At 67.0% G+C, this 19,519-nt stretch carries 15 protein-coding genes; 6 read left to right on the forward strand and 9 right to left on the reverse strand.

Going from position 1 to position 19,519, the window contains the following annotated elements:
- Positions 1 to 197: 197 nt before the first annotated feature.
- Together RIF23_RS04090 and RIF23_RS04095 are read left to right on the forward strand one after the other, a co-directional pair.
- Positions 198 to 722, forward strand: coding sequence for a YbaK/EbsC family protein (locus RIF23_RS04090; protein ID WP_310910943.1), 525 nt, complete (start codon positions 198 to 200; stop codon positions 720 to 722).
- A 117-nt stretch (positions 723 to 839) separates the two neighbouring features.
- Entirely contained in the window at positions 840 to 1,505 is a 666-nt protein-coding gene (locus RIF23_RS04095; protein WP_310910944.1) for a GNAT family N-acetyltransferase, read from the forward strand.
- Here the strand turns inward: RIF23_RS04095 and metF are convergent.
- Positions 1,429 to 2,436, reverse strand: a complete 1,008-nt coding sequence (metF, locus tag RIF23_RS04100) for a methylenetetrahydrofolate reductase [NAD(P)H] (protein ID WP_310910945.1) — start codon at positions 2,434 to 2,436, stop codon at positions 1,429 to 1,431. The two genes, RIF23_RS04095 and metF, sit on opposite strands and share 77 nt — an antisense overlap.
- Before the next feature lie 107 nt (positions 2,437 to 2,543).
- On the opposite strand from metF, the gene RIF23_RS04105 reads away from it, so the two are divergent.
- The 3 genes from RIF23_RS04105 to RIF23_RS04115 all read left to right on the forward strand — a co-directional run bounded on the left by RIF23_RS04105 (position 2,544) and on the right by RIF23_RS04115 (position 5,991).
- Positions 2,544 to 3,614: a polyprenyl synthetase family protein gene (locus RIF23_RS04105; protein WP_310910946.1), complete on the forward strand. Its 1,071-nt coding sequence runs from the start codon at positions 2,544 to 2,546 to the stop codon at positions 3,612 to 3,614.
- 104 nt (positions 3,615 to 3,718) lie between these two features.
- Entirely contained in the window at positions 3,719 to 4,984 is a 1,266-nt protein-coding gene (locus RIF23_RS04110; RefSeq protein WP_310910947.1) for a DUF418 domain-containing protein, read from the forward strand.
- A gap of 128 nt (positions 4,985 to 5,112) precedes the next feature.
- Positions 5,113 to 5,991: an SDR family oxidoreductase gene (locus RIF23_RS04115; RefSeq protein WP_310910948.1), complete on the forward strand. Its 879-nt coding sequence runs from the start codon at positions 5,113 to 5,115 to the stop codon at positions 5,989 to 5,991.
- Between the two features lie 78 nt (positions 5,992 to 6,069).
- Here RIF23_RS04115 and RIF23_RS04120 read toward each other — a convergent pair whose 3' ends face one another.
- The 3 genes from RIF23_RS04120 to uvrC are packed head-to-tail and all read right to left on the reverse strand — an operon-like array spanning position 6,070 to position 10,144.
- Positions 6,070 to 7,086 (reverse strand): gluconeogenesis factor YvcK family protein, encoded by a 1,017-nt coding sequence (locus RIF23_RS04120; RefSeq protein WP_407659375.1) that lies wholly within the window; start codon positions 7,084 to 7,086, stop codon positions 6,070 to 6,072.
- Between the two features lie 33 nt (positions 7,087 to 7,119).
- Entirely contained in the window at positions 7,120 to 8,019 is a 900-nt protein-coding gene (rapZ, locus tag RIF23_RS04125) for an RNase adapter RapZ (RefSeq protein WP_310910949.1), read from the reverse strand.
- The gene (uvrC, locus tag RIF23_RS04130) at positions 8,009 to 10,144 is read right to left on the reverse strand and encodes an excinuclease ABC subunit UvrC (RefSeq protein ID WP_310910950.1); all 2,136 of its coding nucleotides are present in this window, start codon (positions 10,142 to 10,144) and stop codon (positions 8,009 to 8,011) included. The genes rapZ and uvrC overlap by 11 nt, the downstream gene beginning before the upstream one ends.
- A 117-nt stretch (positions 10,145 to 10,261) precedes the next feature.
- On the opposite strand from uvrC, the gene RIF23_RS04135 reads away from it, so the two are divergent.
- A complete protein-coding gene (locus tag RIF23_RS04135) occupies positions 10,262 to 11,374 on the forward strand; it encodes a mechanosensitive ion channel family protein (RefSeq protein ID WP_310910951.1) in 1,113 nt (370 codons plus the stop codon).
- Between the two features lie 21 nt (positions 11,375 to 11,395).
- Here RIF23_RS04135 and RIF23_RS04140 read toward each other — a convergent pair whose 3' ends face one another.
- The 5 genes from RIF23_RS04140 to steA all read right to left on the reverse strand — a co-directional run bounded on the left by RIF23_RS04140 (position 11,396) and on the right by steA (position 19,448).
- Positions 11,396 to 12,064 (reverse strand): RDD family protein, encoded by a 669-nt coding sequence (locus tag RIF23_RS04140; RefSeq protein WP_310910952.1) that lies wholly within the window; start codon positions 12,062 to 12,064, stop codon positions 11,396 to 11,398.
- 35 nt (positions 12,065 to 12,099) lie between these two features.
- Complete coding sequence (gene uvrA / locus RIF23_RS04145) at positions 12,100 to 14,967, reverse strand: excinuclease ABC subunit UvrA (protein WP_310910953.1); 2,868 nt, start codon at positions 14,965 to 14,967, stop codon at positions 12,100 to 12,102.
- A 430-nt stretch (positions 14,968 to 15,397) separates the two neighbouring features.
- Entirely contained in the window at positions 15,398 to 16,444 is a 1,047-nt protein-coding gene (locus tag RIF23_RS04150; RefSeq protein WP_310910954.1) for a TerC family protein, read from the reverse strand.
- A gap of 734 nt (positions 16,445 to 17,178) precedes the next feature.
- Positions 17,179 to 18,222: a copper transporter gene (locus tag RIF23_RS04155; protein ID WP_310910955.1), complete on the reverse strand. Its 1,044-nt coding sequence runs from the start codon at positions 18,220 to 18,222 to the stop codon at positions 17,179 to 17,181.
- Complete coding sequence (gene steA / locus RIF23_RS04160) at positions 18,219 to 19,448, reverse strand: putative cytokinetic ring protein SteA (protein ID WP_310910956.1); 1,230 nt, start codon at positions 19,446 to 19,448, stop codon at positions 18,219 to 18,221. The genes RIF23_RS04155 and steA overlap by 4 nt, the downstream gene beginning before the upstream one ends.
- Between the last annotated feature and the right edge of the window lie 71 nt (positions 19,449 to 19,519).

The following is a 19,519-nucleotide window of genomic DNA, read 5'->3' on the forward strand; positions in this document are numbered from 1 at the left end:
GCGTGGTTGAGCGAGAGGCTTCCCCTCCCCCCGCCCAACCACGGGATTCGAACTCTCGTTCGAATAGGTTCTATTATCGTACTGAGCACGGGGCCTGTCAACCGCCCGTCAACGCTCACAGCGGCTGTGACCTGCACGCAACCGGTTCGACTGGACTGTGGATCGTGCTTGCGGCAACCGCCCGTAGAATCGCGCCCATGCATCCGAACGCCCAGAAGGTCGCCGCTCGCCTCTCGGAGCTGGGAGTGTCCGGGGACGTGACGACGTTGGCGCAGCCGGCCCCCACCGCGGCCGCTGCCGCCGCTCTGGTGGGCTGCCCGGTGGGAGCCATCGCCAACAGTCTGGTTTTCGCGGTCGAGTATCCGGCAGGTAGCAACGAGACGGGGGGTGGCTGCGCGACCACGGCCGTGCTGGTACTGACCAGCGGAGCCCACCGTGTGGACACTGGCCGCCTCGCCGAGCTGTTGGCCGACTCCGGCCCGGCCCAACCGGTCGTGGGCAGAGCCACGCCGGAGTTCGTCCGCACCCACACTGGCCAGCCCATTGGCGGTGTCGCCCCGGTTGGCCATCCGCGCGCTCTTCCCACCGTCGTAGACACGTGGCTAGCGGACCACGAAACCGTGTGGGCCGCGGGCGGCCACCCGCACACGGTGTTTCCCACCACGTTCTCGGAACTGATCCGGATCACCGGGGGAACGGCGGCCAACGTGGGTACGGACTGAGCTAACCCCACCTCCGGACACCACCGTGATCGGTAGCCAGCCGATGCCTCCGACCGGGAATACTGGTTGGTGGACAGGGCACCGGACAACCAGGTAGGCAGGCGGGCGAACACAGCAATGTCCACAGCTCCCGGAACAGGTGACACGAACCGGTCGAACCACACCGGTGCCACAATCCCCCTGCACGAGCTGGGCGCGGCCTCGTTCGTGACGATGATTCCCACGCTGGTGGACATCTATCGCTGTGCCATGCAGCCACCGGACTACCAGTTGATCGGGCGCCGCGAGATCATGGAACGGCACACGACCATCCCGGGATTCCATGCGGTGGCTGCGGCCGGCCCCACCTCCCCAGACGCTGCGCCCAGGATCGTTGGCTTTGCCTACGGCTTTCCCGGACGTCCCGGACAGTGGTGGTTTGACACGGTCACGGCGGCACTGCGAGACCGTGATGCAGCGGCACGGTCGTCGCTGCGGGAACCGTTCGAGATCGCGGAATTCCATGTCCACCCCGACTGGCAGGGCCAGGGTGTGGGACGCCGGCTACTGGAACGCCTGACGGCGGTGCGCTCCGAGCGCACCGCCGTCCTGTCCACCCACTCGGGGGACTCACGTGCCCGAAAGCTCTATCGGGCCTACGGATTCACGGATATCCTGACGGACTTCTACTTTCCAGGAAACCCGGACCAGCCGTTCACGATCATGACTACCTGGCTGCCCCTACCGGAACTCCAGCCGCACCCAGACGCTGGTACACCTCCCGCGTCGCGGTTGACTGGTTGAAGGTGATGAAGTGGATCCCCGGCACTCCCTCACTCAGCAGCCGCTCGCACAGCTGCGTCGCGTGATCCAGGCCCAGCGCGCGCACAGCTTCGGGATCGTCCTTGACCTTCTCGAACTCCTCGGCCAGGTGCGGCGGGAACGGTGCGCCGGAGAGTTTCTCGGACATCTCGATCGTGGAGTACTTCGTCACCGGCATAATCTCCGGAATGATCGGCATGTCACAGCCCTTTGCCGCCACACGGTCCCGCAGACGCAGATACTGTTCGGCTTCGAAGAACATCTGCGTGATTGCGTAGTCCGCGCCCGCCTCGTGCTTCCGGACGAGGTAGTGCACGTCGGTCTCCACGTCGGGGGAACGCGGATGCTTATACGGGAAGGCGGCGACGCCAACGCTGAAGTCGCTGACGCTCTTGATCAGCCGCACCAGGTCCTCAGCGTACTCCAAGCCATCCGGGTGCTTCACCCACTCCCCGAGCGGGTCACCCGGAGGATCCCCCCGAAGCGCCAGAATGTTGCGCACTCCCACCGCGGCGAATCGGCCCAGGAGGTGGCGTAGTTCGGCCACCGAGTGGTTCACCGCGGTCAGATGCGCGACCGGCAGCAGGGTCGTGTCCGCGGCGATCCCCTCGGTGATGCCCACGGTCCGGTCCCGCGTTCCGCCCCCGGCACCGTAGGTGACGGACACGAACGAGGGCCGCAGTGCCTCCAGCTCGCGAATGACCTGCCAGAGCTTGCGCTCACCCTCCGGTGTCTTCGGCGGGAAGAACTCGAAGGAGAAGGTGGGCTTTCCCGCGCTGAGCAACTCACGGATGTCCCGTGGCCGCTCGAGCGGCTCGGCCGCACTGTCGGCCGCACTGTCGGCCGCACCGTCGGCAGTGCCGGAAATGTCGTTTTGGTCGTTGCGGTCAGTTCGTTCGAGAGACCCAAGCATGGTCTCTACCATAGGTCACCGCATTTTCGAGGTCACGAGCACCCCATACCCTCGCTGCGCAACGCCCCGGTCACCTGGCTGGTGTCCACGGACAGTAGGCTGCGAGCATGGCCTCTGTTGACCCTGCTTCCATCGCTGCGGTCCGCCCGTTCGTCGACGCCGAACTCAAAACCTTTCTGGACCAGCGTCGTACACACCTCCTCGAGATCGGCCCCGAGCTGGAACCGCTGCTGGACTCCCTGGAACGCATGATCAGTGGCGGCAAGCGGATCCGTCCCGCGTTCTGCTACTGGGGATGGCGAGGCGCCGGAGGGCCGGAGGTTCCAGAGATCCACACCGCCGCAGCGGCGCTGGAGCTACTCCAGGCCTGTGCCCTGCTCCACGACGACGTGATCGACAACAGCGACACCCGGCGTGGACTACCCGCGACACATCGCCAGTTGGCCGACCTGCACCACAGCTCCGGGTGGGGTGGATCGGCAACGGCGTTCGGTAACGGCGCCGCGATCCTGTTGGGAGACCTGTGCCTTGCGTGGAGCGACGAACTGTACACGAACAGTGGCCTCTGCCGGGATGCGATAGCTTCCGGGCGTCCCGCCTTCGACGCGATGCGTGCCGAGGTCATGGCGGGCCAGTATCTGGACATGCTCGAACAGGCGCGCCAGACCGAACATGTGGATGCCGCACTGCGGGTCATGCATTACAAGGCGGCGAAGTACACGGTGGAGCGTCCACTGCACCTGGGAGCGCAGCTGGCCGGAGCTTCCGATGACCTGGTCGCGGCCTACACGGCCTACGGGCGCCCCCTGGGCCTGGCCTTCCAGTTGCGCGACGACATTCTGGGGGCCTTCGGCAACCCGGAGCAGACCGGAAAGCCTGCGGGCGACGACTTCCGGGAGGGCAAGCGCACCGTCCTTGTCGCCGAGACACTGCGCCTGGCCAACCCCGACCAGGGCACAGAGTTGCGCAACCTCCTCGGGGATCCCGACCTGTCCGAGGAGACGGTCTCCTGGCTGCGGGATGTGATCGTCTCCAGCGGGGCCCTGCGGGCCTGTGAAGACCGCATCGCGAACTACGCCGCGGAGGCACAGGCCGCCCTGGACGGTATCCGCATGCCCGAGGAGGCACGCCGCGGCCTGGAGGAGCTGGTGGCAGCCGCCACCGTCCGCGACACCTGACGTCCCTGACCCACGGGCCACAGCTGTATCTCCGAGCGAGTGTGGAGCGCGGGTCGCCCCCGAGACCGAGACATAAGCCCGGACACTGCGGAAAGATGACCTCCATGGCCTCCGTCGACCCCTCCGTTCCACCACCGGACCGCTCGAGGGAATCCCCTCGCGGCCCGAGCACAGCCACCGAGCGAGCCCTGGCCCCCGACCTGGCCCGTGGCTTCATGCTGCTACTCATCGCCGTGGCGAACACGCCGTGGTACCTGTGGGGCCGCGACTACACGATGTCGTCGATCCACCCCCCGGACGGCGCCTGGTGGGACCAGCTCACCCAGATCGTGATCATCACCGCGGTGGACGGGCGTATCTACCCGATGTTCGCCTTCCTCTTCGGCTATGGGATGGTGCAGCTGCTGCTGCGCCAGGAGGCCGCGGGTGTTCCGGAACGGGCGGCGCTGGCCCTGCTGCGCCGGCGCAACCTCTGGCTGTTGGTGTTTGGGTGTGCCCACGCGGCCCTGCTGTTCATGGGAGACATTCTCGGGGCCTATGGCCTGGCCGGACTGGTGCTGGCGGCACTGTTCCTCCGCCGCAGTAACCGCACCCTCCTGGTATGGAGCGCCGTCCTGGGGATCGTACTGCTGCTGTTCCTCGCGTTCAGCCTTCTCGGCGCCTACGCCGCCGCAGTACTGGGCGAGCCGGTGGAGCAGGGCTTCACCCCCTACAAGTTCGCGGAATCCACCATGGCCGAGGACAGCTACCTCCACTCGGTCGTGGAGCGCCTCCTCGTCTGGCCACTGCTCGTCGTCATGCAGGGATTGCTGGGGCTGGCGGTTCCGATCGCCATCCTCCTCGGATTCTGGGCGGCCCGACATCGGGTCCTGGAACAGCCGGAGCAGAACCTGCGCCTGTTGGGGTGGACCGCATTCGTGGGCATTGCCGTGGGCTGGCTCGGGGGAGCCCCACACGCAGTGACGCACACCGGCCTGGTGCCGTTCCCCGAGGACGCCATGTTCGTCTTTTCCACCCTCATGCTGCCCACGGGACTCGCTGGCGGCGTCGGCTACGTGGCCCTGTTTGGCCTGATCGGCTACTGGCTACGGAACCGGCCCTCCGGCCCGGTGACAACCGCGGTCTCGGCTGTGGGCAAACGGTCCCTGTCGTGCTACCTCGCACAGTCGGTGGTGTGTGCACCGCTCCTGGCCGCCTGGGGGCTGGGTCTGGGGGCGCACCTGCACAGCAGCAGTATGGCGCTGTTCGCGGTCGCCGTCTGGCTGGTGATACTCCTCGCAGCCTGGGGGCTGGAGCGCGCAGGCCGACGCGGGCCAGCCGAAGTCCTGCTACGTCGGCTCACCTACCGCACGGCACCCGATTCCCGCTGATCCCACCGATGGCCGAACGGACGATTTCCGGGCCGGAACGGCGCAGCCGCGGGGATGGGAACACACCTCCATCCCCGTCCGCGTGCCATGCATGCGAACAGCGCCAGCGTCGCGCAGGATAGGGAGACATGGGTGACGAGACGACGCGCACGATCGGGGTGACCGGCGCCACTGGCGCCATTGGCGGACGTGTGGCCGCCCAGCTGGCTCGCGCAGGGTTCGGGCAACGGCTGATCGTCCGGGATCTGAACCGCGCTCCGGAGTTGCCGGGATCAACGGCAGCCATGGCCACCTACGGCGAAACCACCGCGTTCGAGCGCGCGGCCCGTGGCGTGGACACGCTGTTTCTCGTTTCGGCGACCGAGAGCGAACACCGGGTCGAGGACCATCTGAGCGCCGTCGACGCGGCGCTGGCCGCCGGTGTGGACCGGATCGTCTACCTCTCGTTCCTCAACGCCGGCCCCGCTGCCACCTTTACCTTTGCCCGGGACCACTTCTACACCGAGGCACATATTCGGGCGAGCGGGGTGCGGCACACCTTCCTTCGGCCCAGCCTCTACCTCGACCTGGTGCCGCATTTCGCCGACAGTGACGGTGTGATCCGAGGGCCGGCTGGTCAGGGGCGCGTTGCCTGGGTTTCCCGGGACGACGTCGCGAACGTGGCCGTGGCGGTCCTGACCGGCGGCGTCGAACACGACGAACGTAGCTACGCCATCACGGGCCCCGAGGCGGTCACCCTCTCCGAGACGGTGTCCCGGCTGTCCTCGCTGTCCGGGAGCGTGGTCAGCTATGTTCCCGAGACCTGGAGCGAAGCCCTGAGCTGGCGACTGGCCTCGGGCGTCCCACAGTGGCAGGCCGAGGGCTGGGCGAGCTCCTATGCCGCGATCGCGGCCGGTGAGCTGGACACGGTGAGTACAACCGTGCCGGATCTCACCGGATATCCGGCACAGTCGATCGAAGGCTTCATGCGCCGTCACCCCAGCGCACTCGCCGACATCCATCGCTGAGAGGCCGTTTCCCGCACCGCCCCGTGGGGCGTGGTCAACCGTTGTGCAGATGCGTCCGACTCGTTCGGGCACGCCGGGTCAGTGGGCTCGGAAGATGTGCTCGAACGCTTGGGCAAAGCGGTCGTGATCGTGGACGGGGCTCGCGGACTCGGCTGCCAGCTCGGCGAGTTCGAGTCGCCCCCCCATCTGGCGAGCGGCCCGCTCCAGCTGGTGCCGTTCCCGTTCTCCCTCCAGGATCATCGGATCAGCCAGGACGGAATCGACACGCAGATCGGGAGCGTGGGCCGCGAGCACATCGAGGTAGGTGTGTGCGGCGAAGCCGTCGGTCTCCCCCGACTGGGGTGAGAGGTTGAGCGCAACCAGCCGCCGAGCCCGGGTACCCAGGATGGCGTCGGCGAGTTCCGGGACCTGTAGATGCGGCAGAACACTGGTGAACCAGGACCCGGGACCCAGGACGACCCAGTCCGCTTCTCGCACTGCCTTGACCGCCTGCGGACAGGCCGGCGGTGCGGGCGGCACCAGGGAGATCGACCGAACCCGGCCGCGGGTACTGGCACAGGCCACCTGCCCGCGTAGTGTGCTCACCTCATCCGGGACATCCGGATCCACACCGGCTACCTCAGCCTCGATATCCAGGGGAATCGCGGACATGGGCAATACGCGCCCGTGTGCGCCCAACAACTGGCCCACCCAGTCCAGGCCCGCGACCGCATCCCCCAGCAGCTCCCACAGCGCAACGATGAGTAGATTCCCCACCGCGTGCCCGTGGAGCTCCCCCTCGGAGCGGAACCGATGCTGGACGACCTCACTCCAGGTGTGTCCCCACTCGTCGTCACCACACAGTGCGGCCAGAGCCATCCGCAGGTCCCCCGGCGGCAGCACACCAAGCTCGCGCCGCAGTCGACCGCTGGACCCCCCGTCGTCAGCGACCGTGACGACGCCCGTCACGTCAGTGGTCACGCGGCGTAGCGCGGACAGTGATGCGAACAGGCCGTGTCCGCCGCCCAGGGCCACCACGCGGGGTGGGCACGGTCCGGCGCCTGAATCCGCCGTGAAGGACAGGGAGTCCTGCTCCCAGGGGTCATCGCGTGGCATTCCGTGTGGGCACCCCCGTCCGGTGCGGCTCGGTCATTCTCGGCCAAGGTCCCGATGGTCAACCTGGACCTCAACCCCCTCATCCGCCAAGCGGGAGCCCAGCTGTTCGGCGAGGGCGACACTGCGATGCTTCCCGCCGGTACACCCCACCGCCAGGGTGAGGTAGTGCTTGCCCTCGCGTAGGTATCCGGGCACGAGCAGACGAAGCACTTCAGTGTAGGCGTCCAGCAGTTCCTTCGCGCCCCGCTGCGCCAGAACATACTCCCGGACCGCGGCGTCCTGCCCCGTGAGTGGCCTCAGGTCGGGGATCCAATGGGGGTTGGGCAGGAACCGACAGTCGATCACGAGATCCGCGTCCACCGGAAGTCCGTACTTGTAGCCGAACGAGACGACGTTGCCGCGCAGCTGTTCCTCACTGTCACCCTGGAAGTGCGAAATGACCTTGGCTTTGAGCTGGTGCACGTTCAGGTCAGAGGTGTCGACCACCAAGTCCGCGTCCCCGCGGATAGTACGGAGGACCTCCCGCTCCTCATTGATGCCGTCGGTGATGCGCCCCTCCCCCTGCAACGGGTGCCTGCGCCGCACCGCTTCAAAGCGACGGACCAGGGCATCGTCATCGGCTTCCAGGAACATCACCCGGGCGGCGATCCCTCGGTGGCGCAGCTCCTCCAACATGGTCAACAGATCCTGGGTGAAGGCCATGCTGCGGACATCCACCACAGCCGCGACTCTCGGCACGGCACCGTGGGTGCGCCCGGCGAGGTCAATCATCGTGGGTAGGAGCCCGGGCGGAAGGTTGTCCACGACAAACCAGTCGAGGTCTTCCAGGGCCCGTGCCGCTGTACTGCGTCCAGCGCCCGACATTCCGGTGACGATCACGATCTCGGTCGGTAACGTCCCGGGCAGGCCACCAGAAACGGGACTATCCCCCATCATCCCTACTTTCGTTGTCTGCTCGCGTTCGGCGTGTCCGCGTCTGGTCATCCGAGCCACCGGACTCGGTAAGGGCCTCGTGCACCGCCTGCGCGGTTGCGGGGCCGATCCCGGACACCTCACTGATCTCGGCGACGGTCGCCTCACGCAGTCGCCGCAACGAACCGAACCTCCGGAGCAGGGCCTTGCGCCGCCCCGGTCCGACTCCCGGAACCTGGTCCAGGGCGCTGGTCGTCACGGTCGCGGACCGCGCGCGCCGGTGGTAGGCGATCGCGAAACGGTGCGCCTCATCCCGAACGCGCTGTAGTAGGTACAGCCCCTCACTGGATCGGGGAAGGATCACCGGGTCTGGGTCGTCGGGCAGCCACACCTCTTCCAAGCGCTTCGCCAGGCCACACACGGCCACATCATCGATCCCCAGCTCAACGAGAGCTCGATGTGCGGCCTGGACCTGCGGCCGTCCTCCGTCCACAACTACCAGGTTAGGTGGATAGGCGAAACGCTGCGGCTGCGGCGCCGACCGCGCTGTGGACGTCGGGGCACCCGCGTCGGTTTCGGATCCAGCGGTCCCCGCTCCACCCTCGGTGTCGCCCGGCGTGTCCGATGTCGGTTTCGATGTGTCGGCGATACCAGCCGCCTCCGCTGCCTCGGTCATCCCGGCCAGCGCTCCGCTGCGCTGGCTCTCGTCCAGATAACGCGCGAACCGGCGGTGGACCACCTCGTGGATGGCTGCCACGTCATTGGGACCGGAGGCATCGTGGTTCGTTCCCCGGATCCGGAACCTTCGGTACTCGGACTTGCGGGCCAGCCCGTCCTCGAACACGACCATGGAGGCCACGGTGGCGTCCTGTTGCAGATTGGACACGTCGAAACACTCGATGCGCAGCGGGGCTTGGTCGAGCCCCAGAGCGTCGGCGATCTCGGCGAGGGCGGTGCTGCGTGTAGTCAGGTCACTCGCGCGCCGCGACTTGTGCCGGGCCAGGGTCTGCTCGGCATTGCTACGCACCGTATCGAGGAGGGACCGCTTATCGCCCCTGCGGGGCACCCGGAGCTCCACTCGGGACCCACGAAGCTCGCCGAGCCAGGCGGCAACGGCCTCGGCATCCGCGGGCAGCGCGGATACCAGGACCTCCCGCGGGACCGCCGGGCCCTCGTCCGCGGTGGTGTCCCCGGACCCGGTCGATGCCGTCCCCGGTACGCCGCCGTAGAGCTGGGTGAGAAACTGCTCGACCAGCCCCGCGGTGTCGGTGTCGTCCACCCGGTCCACCACCCAGCCGCGTTGCCCGCGGATTCGCCCCCCACGTACGTAGAACACGTGGGCTGCGGCTTCCAGGGGCTCCTCGGCCAACGCGACGATGTCGCAGTCGACGTTCCCACCGAGCACCACGGACTGCTTCTCCATGACGGTGCGCAACGCCTGGGCGTCGTCACGGAGCCGGGCCGCCCGCTCGTAGTCCTGCTCCTGTGCCGCGGCACGCATCTGCGACTCCAACTGACGTAGGAACCGGCTGGTGTCCCCGGCCATGAAGGCGCAAAAGTCCTCGGCAAGACGGCGGTGCTCCTGGGCGTCGACCCTGCCCACGCACGGTGCGGAACACTTCTCGATGTAGCCGAGCAGGCAGGGACGTCCCGTGGCGCGTGCCCGCCGGAACACCCCCGCCGAGCAGGTCCGGACCGGAAATACCCGCAGCACCAGGTCCACGGTCTCCCGGATGGCCCATGCGTGCGAGTACGGACCGAAGTAGCGAACGCCGCTCTTGCGGCTGCCGCGCATCACCTGGATCCGGGGAAACTCCTCGTTCAGGCTCACCGCGAGATAGGGGTAGCTCTTGTCGTCGCGATAGCGAATGTTGAATCGAGGGTTGTACTCCTTGATCCAGGAGTACTCCAGCTGCAAGGCCTCGACCTCGGTAGTCACGACGGTCCAGTCCACGTCGGCGGCGGTTTGGACCATCGTCTGGGTGCGGGGATGTAGTGCAGCAAAATCCTGGAAGTAGGAGGAAAGCCGCGACCGCAGACTTTTCGCCTTACCAACGTAGATCACGCGGCCGGTGTCGTCCCGGAACCGATACACGCCAGGAGAGTCCGGGATCGAGGCGGGCTCCGGACGGAAGTTCGTCGCCATACCCCCATTCTGGCGTCCGACCGTGACGACCCGCACCCACGAAGCGGCCTGACAGCAACGCTGAGTCCCCTAGGTTTGTACACAGTCACGATTCCATCTCAGAGGGGGTCGACCTCCGTGCCATTGGTGTCCTGGATCATGCTGGGCGTCTCCGTGGCCATATCGGTCCTGCTGGTCACAGTTCTGCATTGGCTGTTGACGCACCAGCTGGCCAAGGTATGGCGCCTTGCCGAGCCACTGGTGCGCCGATGCCGCTACTCCGCCTACGCGGCGGCTGTGGTCATCGGAGTCAACTTCGCACTGCCGGCTCCGGGTGAATTCGACAGCTGGGTCTGGTACCGCAACTTCGACCACGGTATGACGATCGCGATGATCGCCTCCCTAACCTGGTTGGCGCTGTCCGTGGCCTACGCCCTCACCGATGGCGTCCTGGAACGTCTGCGCGTGCACGACGACGACACCGATCGGGCAGCCCGGCGGGTGCGGACCCAGGTCCGCGTTCTGCGCCGGGTGATCTCCTCGACGATCATCGTGCTGGCCACGGCGGCGATTCTGTTCACCTTCGACGAGATCCGGGCGCTGGGCGCCGGGCTGCTCGGTACCGCTGGTCTGTTGGGCATCATCGCCGGTGTCGCCGCCCAGGCCACCCTGGGCAACGTCTTCGCCGGCCTGCAACTGGCCTTCAGCGACGCCCTCCGGATCGACGACGTGGTCGTTGTCGAGGGCGAATGGGGCCGAGTTGAGGAGCTCAGCCTGACCCACGTCGTCGTGCGGATCTGGGACGAGCGACGGCTGGTGCTACCGGTATCCCACTTCACCACCAGCGCGTTCGAAAACTGGACCAAACACGGCGCCACCGTCACCGGGAAGGTTGTCCTCCGGGTCGACTGGCGTACGCCCGTGAACGAACTGCGCGAGCACGTGGGCGGCTACATCGCAAAACATCCGCTGTGGGACGGTCGACGCTGGTCTCTACAAGCGATCGACGTCCTCGAGAGCGGCGTGGTCGAGCTGCGGGTCGTCGTCACAGCCGCCGACTCCGACGCCCAGTGGGACCTGTGTTGCGACATCCGCGAACACATGTTGGCCTACATCGGGGAACACCATCCCGAAGCCCTGCCCCGGCGTCGCGCCGAGCTCGAGGGCGAGGACACGTCCCCGTCCGCGAGCCTGGTCGACGAACGGGCCCGGAGGCAGTCCATCATCGGCGGAACCGACGTGGAGGACTGAGCCAGCTACCGGTGCAGTGGGTCAGCTACTCGGATCGTTGGCAGATCGGGACGGGAACTCCGCACCGTCCGGGGGATCGGAGCGTACGACGACGGTATGCACGATCTTGTCGTGCAGCCCCTGTCGAGCCGGATAGTCCCACAATGGCCACAGCATCGCCAGCAGGGTCAGCAGGGTCAGCACCACCACGATACTGAACGGGGCCCAGGCAAGGGCGGCGACGAGGTTGAGTAGAACGGCTCGCGATGCGGCGGTGGCGGGATCGACCCCCATCGGCACGGTGTCCTCGTGCACGGGCCGCACCCGGACGCGCATCAGCATCTTGCCCGGAGTCTGACCGCTACGGACCACGAAGAATGTCTCGTAGGCGACCCAGGCTCCAAAAACCATCAACGCCAGGACCACGTCGCCAATCAGCAGCTCGTTCGCCCCGGCACCAACCGCGTCGAACGGATCAACCTCCCCCTGGTTCAGGGCCTCCGGGTCGACGGGTTCGGGCTGGGAGACGGGCAGATTCATCACGTCCCGGACCAGCCGTTCGACCACCAGGCTCAGCACCGTCGTCATGATGAGCGTGTCCACCAGGCGAGCACCAACCCGGCGAAACCAGCCCGCCGGCGCGGAGGTGGCGCTCCGCCCCGCCGCCCACTGCCGGAATCGGGGATCGAACGGGCCTTGGCTTTCGCGCACCGGAACACCGCCTCAGGTTGGGGACGAGGCTTATGCTATCCGTCCAGCACTGACCGCAGGAACTGCCCCGTGTAACTCTCCGGAACCGCCGCGACCTCCTCCGGTGTGCCCGTGGCCACCACGGTTCCGCCACGCGCTCCCCCTTCGGGCCCCATGTCGATGACATGGTCGGCAGTTTTGATCACGTCCAGGTTGTGTTCGATGACCAGGACCGTGTTTCCGTTGTCCACCAGACGGTTCAGCACGCCCAACAGCCGCTGGATATCGGCGAAGTGCAGTCCGGTGGTGGGCTCGTCCAGGACGTAGATCGTGCGTCCGGTGGAGCGCCGCTGTAGCTCCGCGGCGAGCTTGACTCGCTGTGCCTCCCCCCCGGACAGAGTGGTTGCCGCCTGTCCGAGGCGTACATAGCCCAGGCCAACATCGTTGAGTGTCTGGAGATGCCGCCGGATCGCGGAGATCGGCTCGAAGAACTCCAGGGCCTCCTCTACCGGCATATCCAACACGTCGGCGATGCTCTTGCCCCGGTAGTGCACGTCGAGGGTCTCCCGGTTGTAGCGCGCCCCGTGACACACCTCACAGGGGACGTACACGTCCGGAAGGAACTGCATCTCGATGCGCAGCGTTCCGTCACCCGCACACGCCTCGCACCGCCCCCCCTTGATATTGAAGGAGAACCGGCCGGGTTGGTATCCGCGCACCTTCGCCTCGGTGGTCTGCGCGAACAGCTTACGGATGTGGTCGAACACCCCGGTGTAGGTCGCCGGGTTCGAGCGCGGGGTACGCCCGATCGGGCTCTGGTCCACGTGCACGATCTTGTCCAGCTGCTTGACCCCGTTGACCCGGGTGTGCCGGCCCGGGACGATGCGCGCCCCGTTCAGCTCCCGCGCCAGCGCCCGATACAGGATCTCGTTGACAAGCGTGGACTTTCCGGATCCCGAGACTCCGGTGATGGTGGTGAACACCCCGAGCGGGAACGGCACGTCGATGTCCGCGAGGTTGTGCTCGCGGGCACCCTTCACGACGATCTCGCGGCCCTTCGTGCGTGGCCGGCGGGTCGGTGGCACCGGGATGTGCCGTCGCCGGGCCAGATAGTCTCCGGTCACCGAGTTCTCGTTGGATACGAGCTCGGCCACCGGACCGGAGACCACCACGTCACCACCGTGCTCTCCGGCTCCGGGGCCGATGTCGACAACCCAGTCACTGGACCGGATGGTGTCCTCGTCGTGTTCGACCACGATCAGGGTGTTTCCGATGTCTCGAAGTCGCCGCAGCGTATCCAGCAACCGGGCGTTGTCCCGTTGGTGCAGCCCGATCGAGGGCTCGTCCAGGACGTAGAGCACGCCCACCAGCCCGGAACCGATCTGGGTCGCCAGGCGGATGCGCTGGGCCTCGCCTCCGGACAGGGAGCCCGCTGACCGCTCCAGATTGAGGTAGTCCAAGCCCACGTCCAGGAGGAATCCGAGCCGGGCGCTGATCTCCTTGAGGACTTGGGCGGCGATAACCTGCTCCCGCTCGCTGAGCTCCAGGTTCCGGAGGAACTCAGCGCAGTCAGCCAGCGGTAGTTCGCTCACCTCGGCGATGGACTTTCCCCCGACCGTGACCGCGAGGATCACCGGCTTGAGCCGACGACCGTGACACGCCGCACACGGAACCACCCGCATGTAGCCTTCCAGTCGTTCCCGACCGGAATCGGTCTCGCTTTCGGAGTGGCGACGTCGCACCCACGGCAGCACCCCTTCAAACGAGGTGTAGTACGAGCGGGTGCGACCGTACCGATTGCGGTACTGGACGTGGACCTCGGTGTCGTGCCCCTCAAGCAGGGCCTTTTGCGCCTTTTTCGGCAGGCGATACCACGGGGTGTCGAGGTCGAATCCGATCGCGTCGGCCACCGCCTGGATCAACCGACCGAAGTGCTCCTGGGCGTGCTTGCTCGACCACGGGCTCAACGCTCCCTCATTGAGGGTCCGTTCCGGATCCGGGACCACGAGTTCGGGATCGACCTCCATCCGGCTGCCGATACCGGCGCATTCCGGACAGGCCCCGTAGGGAGAGTTGAAGGAAAATGAGCGGGGTTCCAGCTCTTCGAACGACAGGTCGTCGTAGGGGCAGTAGAGGTGTTCGGAGAACACACGCTCGCGCTCCGGACTGTCCGGTGGGCTATCGACGAAGTCCAGAATGATGGTGCCCCCGGCGAGCCCCAGCGCCGTCTCGACAGAGTCGGTGAGCCGCTTCTGGACCGAACTGGTGTCGTCGCTGTCTCCGTCGCTGCCCTTGACGACGAGCCGGTCCACCACCACCGCGATGTCGTGTTTCTCGTACCGCTTGAGGGTGGGGGCTTCGTCCAGGCGAACGAGGGCTCCGTCGACCCTGGCCCGGGTGAACCCCTTGGACTGAAGGTCCCGAAACAGTTCGACGTACTCGCCCTTTCGTCCCCGCACCACCGGCGCGAGGACCTGAAACCGGGTTCCGGCCGGCAACTCCAGCACCCGGTCCACGATCGCCTGCGGGGTCTGTCGTGCGATCGGCCGGTGACACTCGGGACAGTGTGGTTTCCCGATCCTGGCGAAGAGGAGCCGCAGGTAGTCGTGGATCTCGGTGATCGTCCCCACGGTGGATCGTGGATTGCGGCTGGTGGACTTCTGGTCGATCGACACCGCGGGGCTCAGCCCCTCGATGAAGTCCACGTCGGGCTTATCCATCTGGCCGAGGAACTGCCGGGCGTAGGCGGACAAGGACTCGACATAGCGCCGCTGCCCCTCGGCGAAGATCGTGTCAAAGGCCAGCGAGGACTTGCCCGACCCGGACAGTCCGGTAAAGACGATCATCGAGTTCCGGGGAAGGTCCACCGAGACGTCCTTGAGATTGTGCTCTCGGGCGCCACGCACCACCAGCTGTTCCGCCATCGAGTCGCGCGGAGGCCGACCTCCGCTACCCCCTTCACAAGCGATCGTGCACCAACCATCGTCGGCCCACACCGCCCCCCAACGGGGCCGGCGTGCCGCCAGGCGCTACATCCCTAACTATGACCAGCAGCAACGCATTCCGCCCTCGGACGGTGCGACCGGACACACCGGCAACGTTACCGCTCAGCGCCTCCGCCCGACGGGCACGTTGGTCACCGTCGCGGCAGGCGCGGAGCCACTCTATCCGAACTTCTGTTCGATGCGCGCGCCGTTGCGGAAACTCGGTGTGCAGCCCTGCGGAGTCGCGAACGGGTCGCGTTCCCTTGAGAGCGTCTCCCGCCAGCAGTGGTCCGCTCAGGGATCTACCGGTGGGTGTCGCGTTCGCATTCCACCACCCTGCGGTGGGCCGAGTAGCGGAGTTTGTGGCTGGTTAGTCCCGCGAATCAGCGGTTGAGCAGGGCCAGCCAGAATACTCGGACTCGGAGCTCGACGCCGGGGCAAGGTCCTGGCGTGAGTCCCGCGCGGATCGCCACAGGCTGGCCACCACGGTGACGGCCATGACGCTCACGATCACCGAGAGAGACACGGGAATACCGACTTCGGGGACCGCGACGCCGTTCTCGTGCAGAGCGTGCAGCAGCATCTTCACACTGATGAACACCATGAGGGCAGCCAACCCCCAGCCGATATAGGCGAGCCGGTCCATGAGTCCGGCGAGCAGAAAGTACAGCTGGCGCAGCCCCATCAACGCGAAGGCGTTGGCCGTGAACACGATGTAGGCATCCTGGGTGAGACCGAAGATTGCCGGGATCGAGTCCAGCGCGAAGACGAGATCCGTCACTCCGATCGCGACGATGACCAGCAGCATGGGGGTGGCGAACCGGCGGTCGCCCAAGCGTACGGTCAGCCGCGCCCCGTGGTAGGTGTCGGTAACCGGCATCACTCGCTTGACCGCACGCACGACCGCACCGTTGGTGTAGTCATCCGTGCCGTGTCCGTTCGAGAGCTGTTCTCGCAGAATCTTCCAGGCCGTGTACAGCAGTAGGGCGGCGAACAGGTAGAACACCTCGCTGAAGGCGTTGACGGCCTGCGCTCCCACAGCGATGAAGAAACCGCGCATAACCAGAGCCACAACGATACCGACCAGCAGAACTTCGTGCTGGTACCTGCGCGGAACGGCGAAGCCACTGATGATCAGATAGAAAATGAAGAGATTGTCGACACTGAGGCTCTTCTCGGTGAGAAAACCCGCGTAGTATTCCCCGGCGGCGGTTGCACCACCGAACATCCAGACGCAACCGCCGAAGACCAGGGCCAATGCCACGTAGAACGTTGCCCACCAGGCGGCTTGTCGAATCCCGAACTCACGTGGACCGCGCGTCTTGCTCCACGGATGGTCAACGATCGCAAGATCCGCGGCGAGAATCCCAATGATTCCGCCGATCGTTGCCAACCACACCCACAGGGGGACATCCATCAGGCCTCCGGCAGCTCAGACCCACGTACCTCGGTACCCGGGCATACGCAACTGACCGGAGGTCTCTCCCGCTCCGACCTGAACGCCGAAGCCGGCGACACCGGGAGGCTTCTGTGCACTCCGTGATGACGAGGCCGCCGCTATCGGGATACTCCCCTCACAGGTGTGGCGCCGGGCCGCATCGGCAGAAACCCACCCGACTCCACTGCTCCCAGGATGCCATGTCCCCCGCGATCCGCAACCACTACCCCGGAGCCAGCGGCGCTCCCCACACACCAGGGTCACGACGGCGGGTACGGGTGCCCGGCCACCGACACCACAGCTCCCAACGGACCCAGCCCCGGTGGCCCTCCTACCTCCCCAGCGGATCTCGATCGCGAGTAGCCGCCACCAGAGTCCTTCCCAGGGGCGGTCGGGCCCGAGTGTCTTTCCTGCCGGCTGGCGGACGTTCAGCCACGGCAGACTCGTCCCAACGTCAACCACAGGCCTCCCGCCGTGGCGGTACCTCTCCACCTCTCCGCCTCTCCGCCTCTCCACCTCTCCACACCACGGCCAACGTGGTGGGAGGCCCGGGGGGTTGTCCTGTCCCCTGGTGAATTGGAGCCAAGGGCGGGCTCGCTCGAGGAAGCCTGGCGTCCGAACTCCGGACCAGTACCGGCACGTGCGGGGCTCAGCACCGGGGCGACACGTCGGGCGGGCACCCCAGCCCCGCCAGCACCAGCCGAAGAACCGGCCTAGGTATCCTCCACCTCGTCGGAATCATCCGCACCGTCGTGCGCCAGGGGCTCCCGTTCCGGAACCTCCGCGGGGAGGAAGGACTCGGTGTAGGGTCCCACCCCGTAGCGCCCAAGGCGCCCGTCTACCGTGCTGGCCACCGCCAGAGCTGTGGCGACGGCACCCGCACTGGTGTCCGCGGAGTCCACGGTCGTGATCCGTGTCTGGGCCTGGTAGACGCGTTCGATCAACCCCCGGTCGGCGGTGGTCGGTGGCCCCGCGACCACGGCACCGCTGGCACCGACCGTGGCAAGGGCCTCCCCCAGGGCGAGCATCGCCGTGTCCGTATCCGTAGAGGTGTCAACGGCACCGGAGTCGTCTGTTGTGGGCGCCGACGCTCCGGAGGCTACGAGCACCGCGATGTCCGCACCGGCTTGCGGGTCCCCAACCGTGGTGACCAGTCCGGCCTGGTCGAATCCCTCCACGACGGTGCCAGCGTCCAGCTGGGCGCTGCTCTCTTCGACAGCGGCATCGGTGTCCCCCTGACCGGGCTCCGCCTCGGCACCGGCCGGATCGAGGAGGGCGTGCGCCAGCTGGGTTCCGGCCCTGCGGTGTGCATCGCCATCGGGCAGGTCCACACCAGACGCCAGCTGGGTGGTCAGCTCGTCCAGAAACACACGTTCCTCAGGGTCCACATAGGTCTCCGTCAGGCGAAGCTGACCCGTCACGGTGGCCCCCGCCTGATCGAAGCGGTCGATGAGCTCGCTACTCACCCCGTCCTCGGCTCCCGGCGCCTCGACAAGGACCACACGGACCCCGTCCAGGCGCCCGCCGAGGATTTCTCCGGCGTAGGCGTCGAGGAGCTCGTCAGCCCCGGCGACACGGCTCTGGGCCAGATCCCGGTGCTCCTGCATCTCCGCAAGCTGTTCCCGCGTCTCGTTGGCGTCACTGGAAAGTCGCTGCATCACCGGGTCCTGCAACACGGTTGTTCCCAGGACCAGACCCACCGTCAGCGCGAGCAGCACGGCAACGATCGACACCACGTGATATCGGAAACCGATCACGGGATCACCTCACCCAGCCAGGTACGAAACGTCTCCCAGGAGGCGTCCTGGGCCTCGAGGTACACCTGTCCGACGGGAGTGCTGTAGCCGGCGACGAGGACCACCAGCAGCGCGGCCACCACCAGGGTCAGGAGTGCGGAGACGGACACCCGGCTGCGGTGCAGCCTGCTGGCCGCCCGCGCGTCGACCAGTGTGCCGCCCACGCGCAGCTGCGCGAGAAACGTTCCAGCCACGAGCGATCTTCCCCCGTCGAGCAGCTCCGGAAGCGAGCGGTGCATCCCCGCGGTCACGATCACCGGTGCGCCGGACCCGTCCGCCAGCAACAGGGCAGCGGCAACGCTACTGCTGGCCGAATGGAGCACCGGAACATCACGCTCCGGCCGCGCGAGGCGCTCCCGTCCGGGGACCGGCCCGTCCGCGGCCGCGTGGGCCACGATCTCCGCCCCGCAGTCCACCACCCTCTCGGAGAGAGTGGTCAGATCGGCGAGGACCAGGTCCGGGCGGTATCCGAGCTCCAGCAGTGACTCCGCCGCGTCGTCGACAGCCAGCAGTAGGGGCCGGTACTCCCGGCGGTAGGCACGCAGGAGGTCCAGGTCGTGACGAAGGTGTCGTCCCCGAACCGCGACCACCACGTGGCGACCCGAGAGTGGGGTTGTGAGCTCGGGGATTCCGACACCATCGAGATACAGGGCGCTGTCGTGCCGCAGGCACTCCCGGGCGCCGGCTGCCAGGGCCTCCAGTTGCACGCACATTCCGGCGCGGGCTTCACTGGTGGCCGCGGCGAGCCAGGCCGCGTCCCGCGGGGTGCCGCCCGCGAGTGGCACGGATCCTCGGTAGAGGGTCCCCTCTTCCAGACGCAGCCGCTCCCCGTCCACCACCCGGCCGAAGACGGACGGATCGACCTCGTCGACGAGCGGAATCCCCGCATCCATGACCACCTGCGGCCCGAGATTAGGATAACGGCCGGTCATACTGCTGGCGACGTTGAGCACCGCGGCAACCGAGTGGTCCACCAGGTACTGGGCGGTGTCCCGGTCGAGGTCGACCCGGTCGATAACCGCGATATCACCGGGACGCAGTCGACCTGTGAGGGCTTCCGTCGCGTGGTGCAGCCGAACGCGGGCGTGGATCGCCACGGTGGCCGTCGACGGCCCGTTCCGTCCCCCAGCCTCCCGGCCATGCTGCTGGCGGTGCTGCGCCTTGGTCCACCCGGTACGTAGTCCCATCACGCAGCATCGTTTCAGAACACAGGGTCATTGTCCGGAAACCGATAGTCACGGCGTGTTTGCCAGAGTGC

The sequence above is a fragment of the Lipingzhangella rawalii genome (genome assembly GCF_031628175.1).
Classification (GTDB): Bacteria; Actinomycetota; Actinomycetes; order Streptosporangiales; family Streptosporangiaceae; genus Lipingzhangella_A; species Lipingzhangella_A rawalii.

Bases quoted from the DNA above. Each gene is read 5' to 3' on its own strand.
- RIF23_RS04090 (WP_310910943.1), top strand. From the start codon at position 198: ATGCATCCGAACGCCCAGAAGGTCGCCGCTCGCCTCTCGGAGCTGGGA.
- RIF23_RS04095 (WP_310910944.1), top strand. From the start codon at position 840: ATGTCCACAGCTCCCGGAACAGGTGACACGAACCGGTCGAACCACACC.
- metF (WP_310910945.1), bottom strand. From the start codon at position 2,436: ATGCTTGGGTCTCTCGAACGAACTGACCGCAACGACCAAAACGACATT.
- RIF23_RS04105 (WP_310910946.1), top strand. From the start codon at position 2,544: ATGGCCTCTGTTGACCCTGCTTCCATCGCTGCGGTCCGCCCGTTCGTC.
- RIF23_RS04110 (WP_310910947.1), top strand. From the start codon at position 3,719: ATGGCCTCCGTCGACCCCTCCGTTCCACCACCGGACCGCTCGAGGGAA.
- RIF23_RS04115 (WP_310910948.1), top strand. From the start codon at position 5,113: ATGGGTGACGAGACGACGCGCACGATCGGGGTGACCGGCGCCACTGGC.
- RIF23_RS04120 (WP_407659375.1), bottom strand. From the start codon at position 7,086: ATGCCACGCGATGACCCCTGGGAGCAGGACTCCCTGTCCTTCACGGCG.
- rapZ (WP_310910949.1), bottom strand. From the start codon at position 8,019: ATGGGGGATAGTCCCGTTTCTGGTGGCCTGCCCGGGACGTTACCGACC.
- uvrC (WP_310910950.1), bottom strand. From the start codon at position 10,144: ATGGCGACGAACTTCCGTCCGGAGCCCGCCTCGATCCCGGACTCTCCT.
- uvrA (WP_310910953.1), bottom strand. From the start codon at position 14,967: ATGGCGGAACAGCTGGTGGTGCGTGGCGCCCGAGAGCACAATCTCAAG.
- RIF23_RS04150 (WP_310910954.1), bottom strand. From the start codon at position 16,444: ATGGATGTCCCCCTGTGGGTGTGGTTGGCAACGATCGGCGGAATCATT.
- steA (WP_310910956.1), bottom strand. From the start codon at position 19,448: ATGGGACTACGTACCGGGTGGACCAAGGCGCAGCACCGCCAGCAGCAT.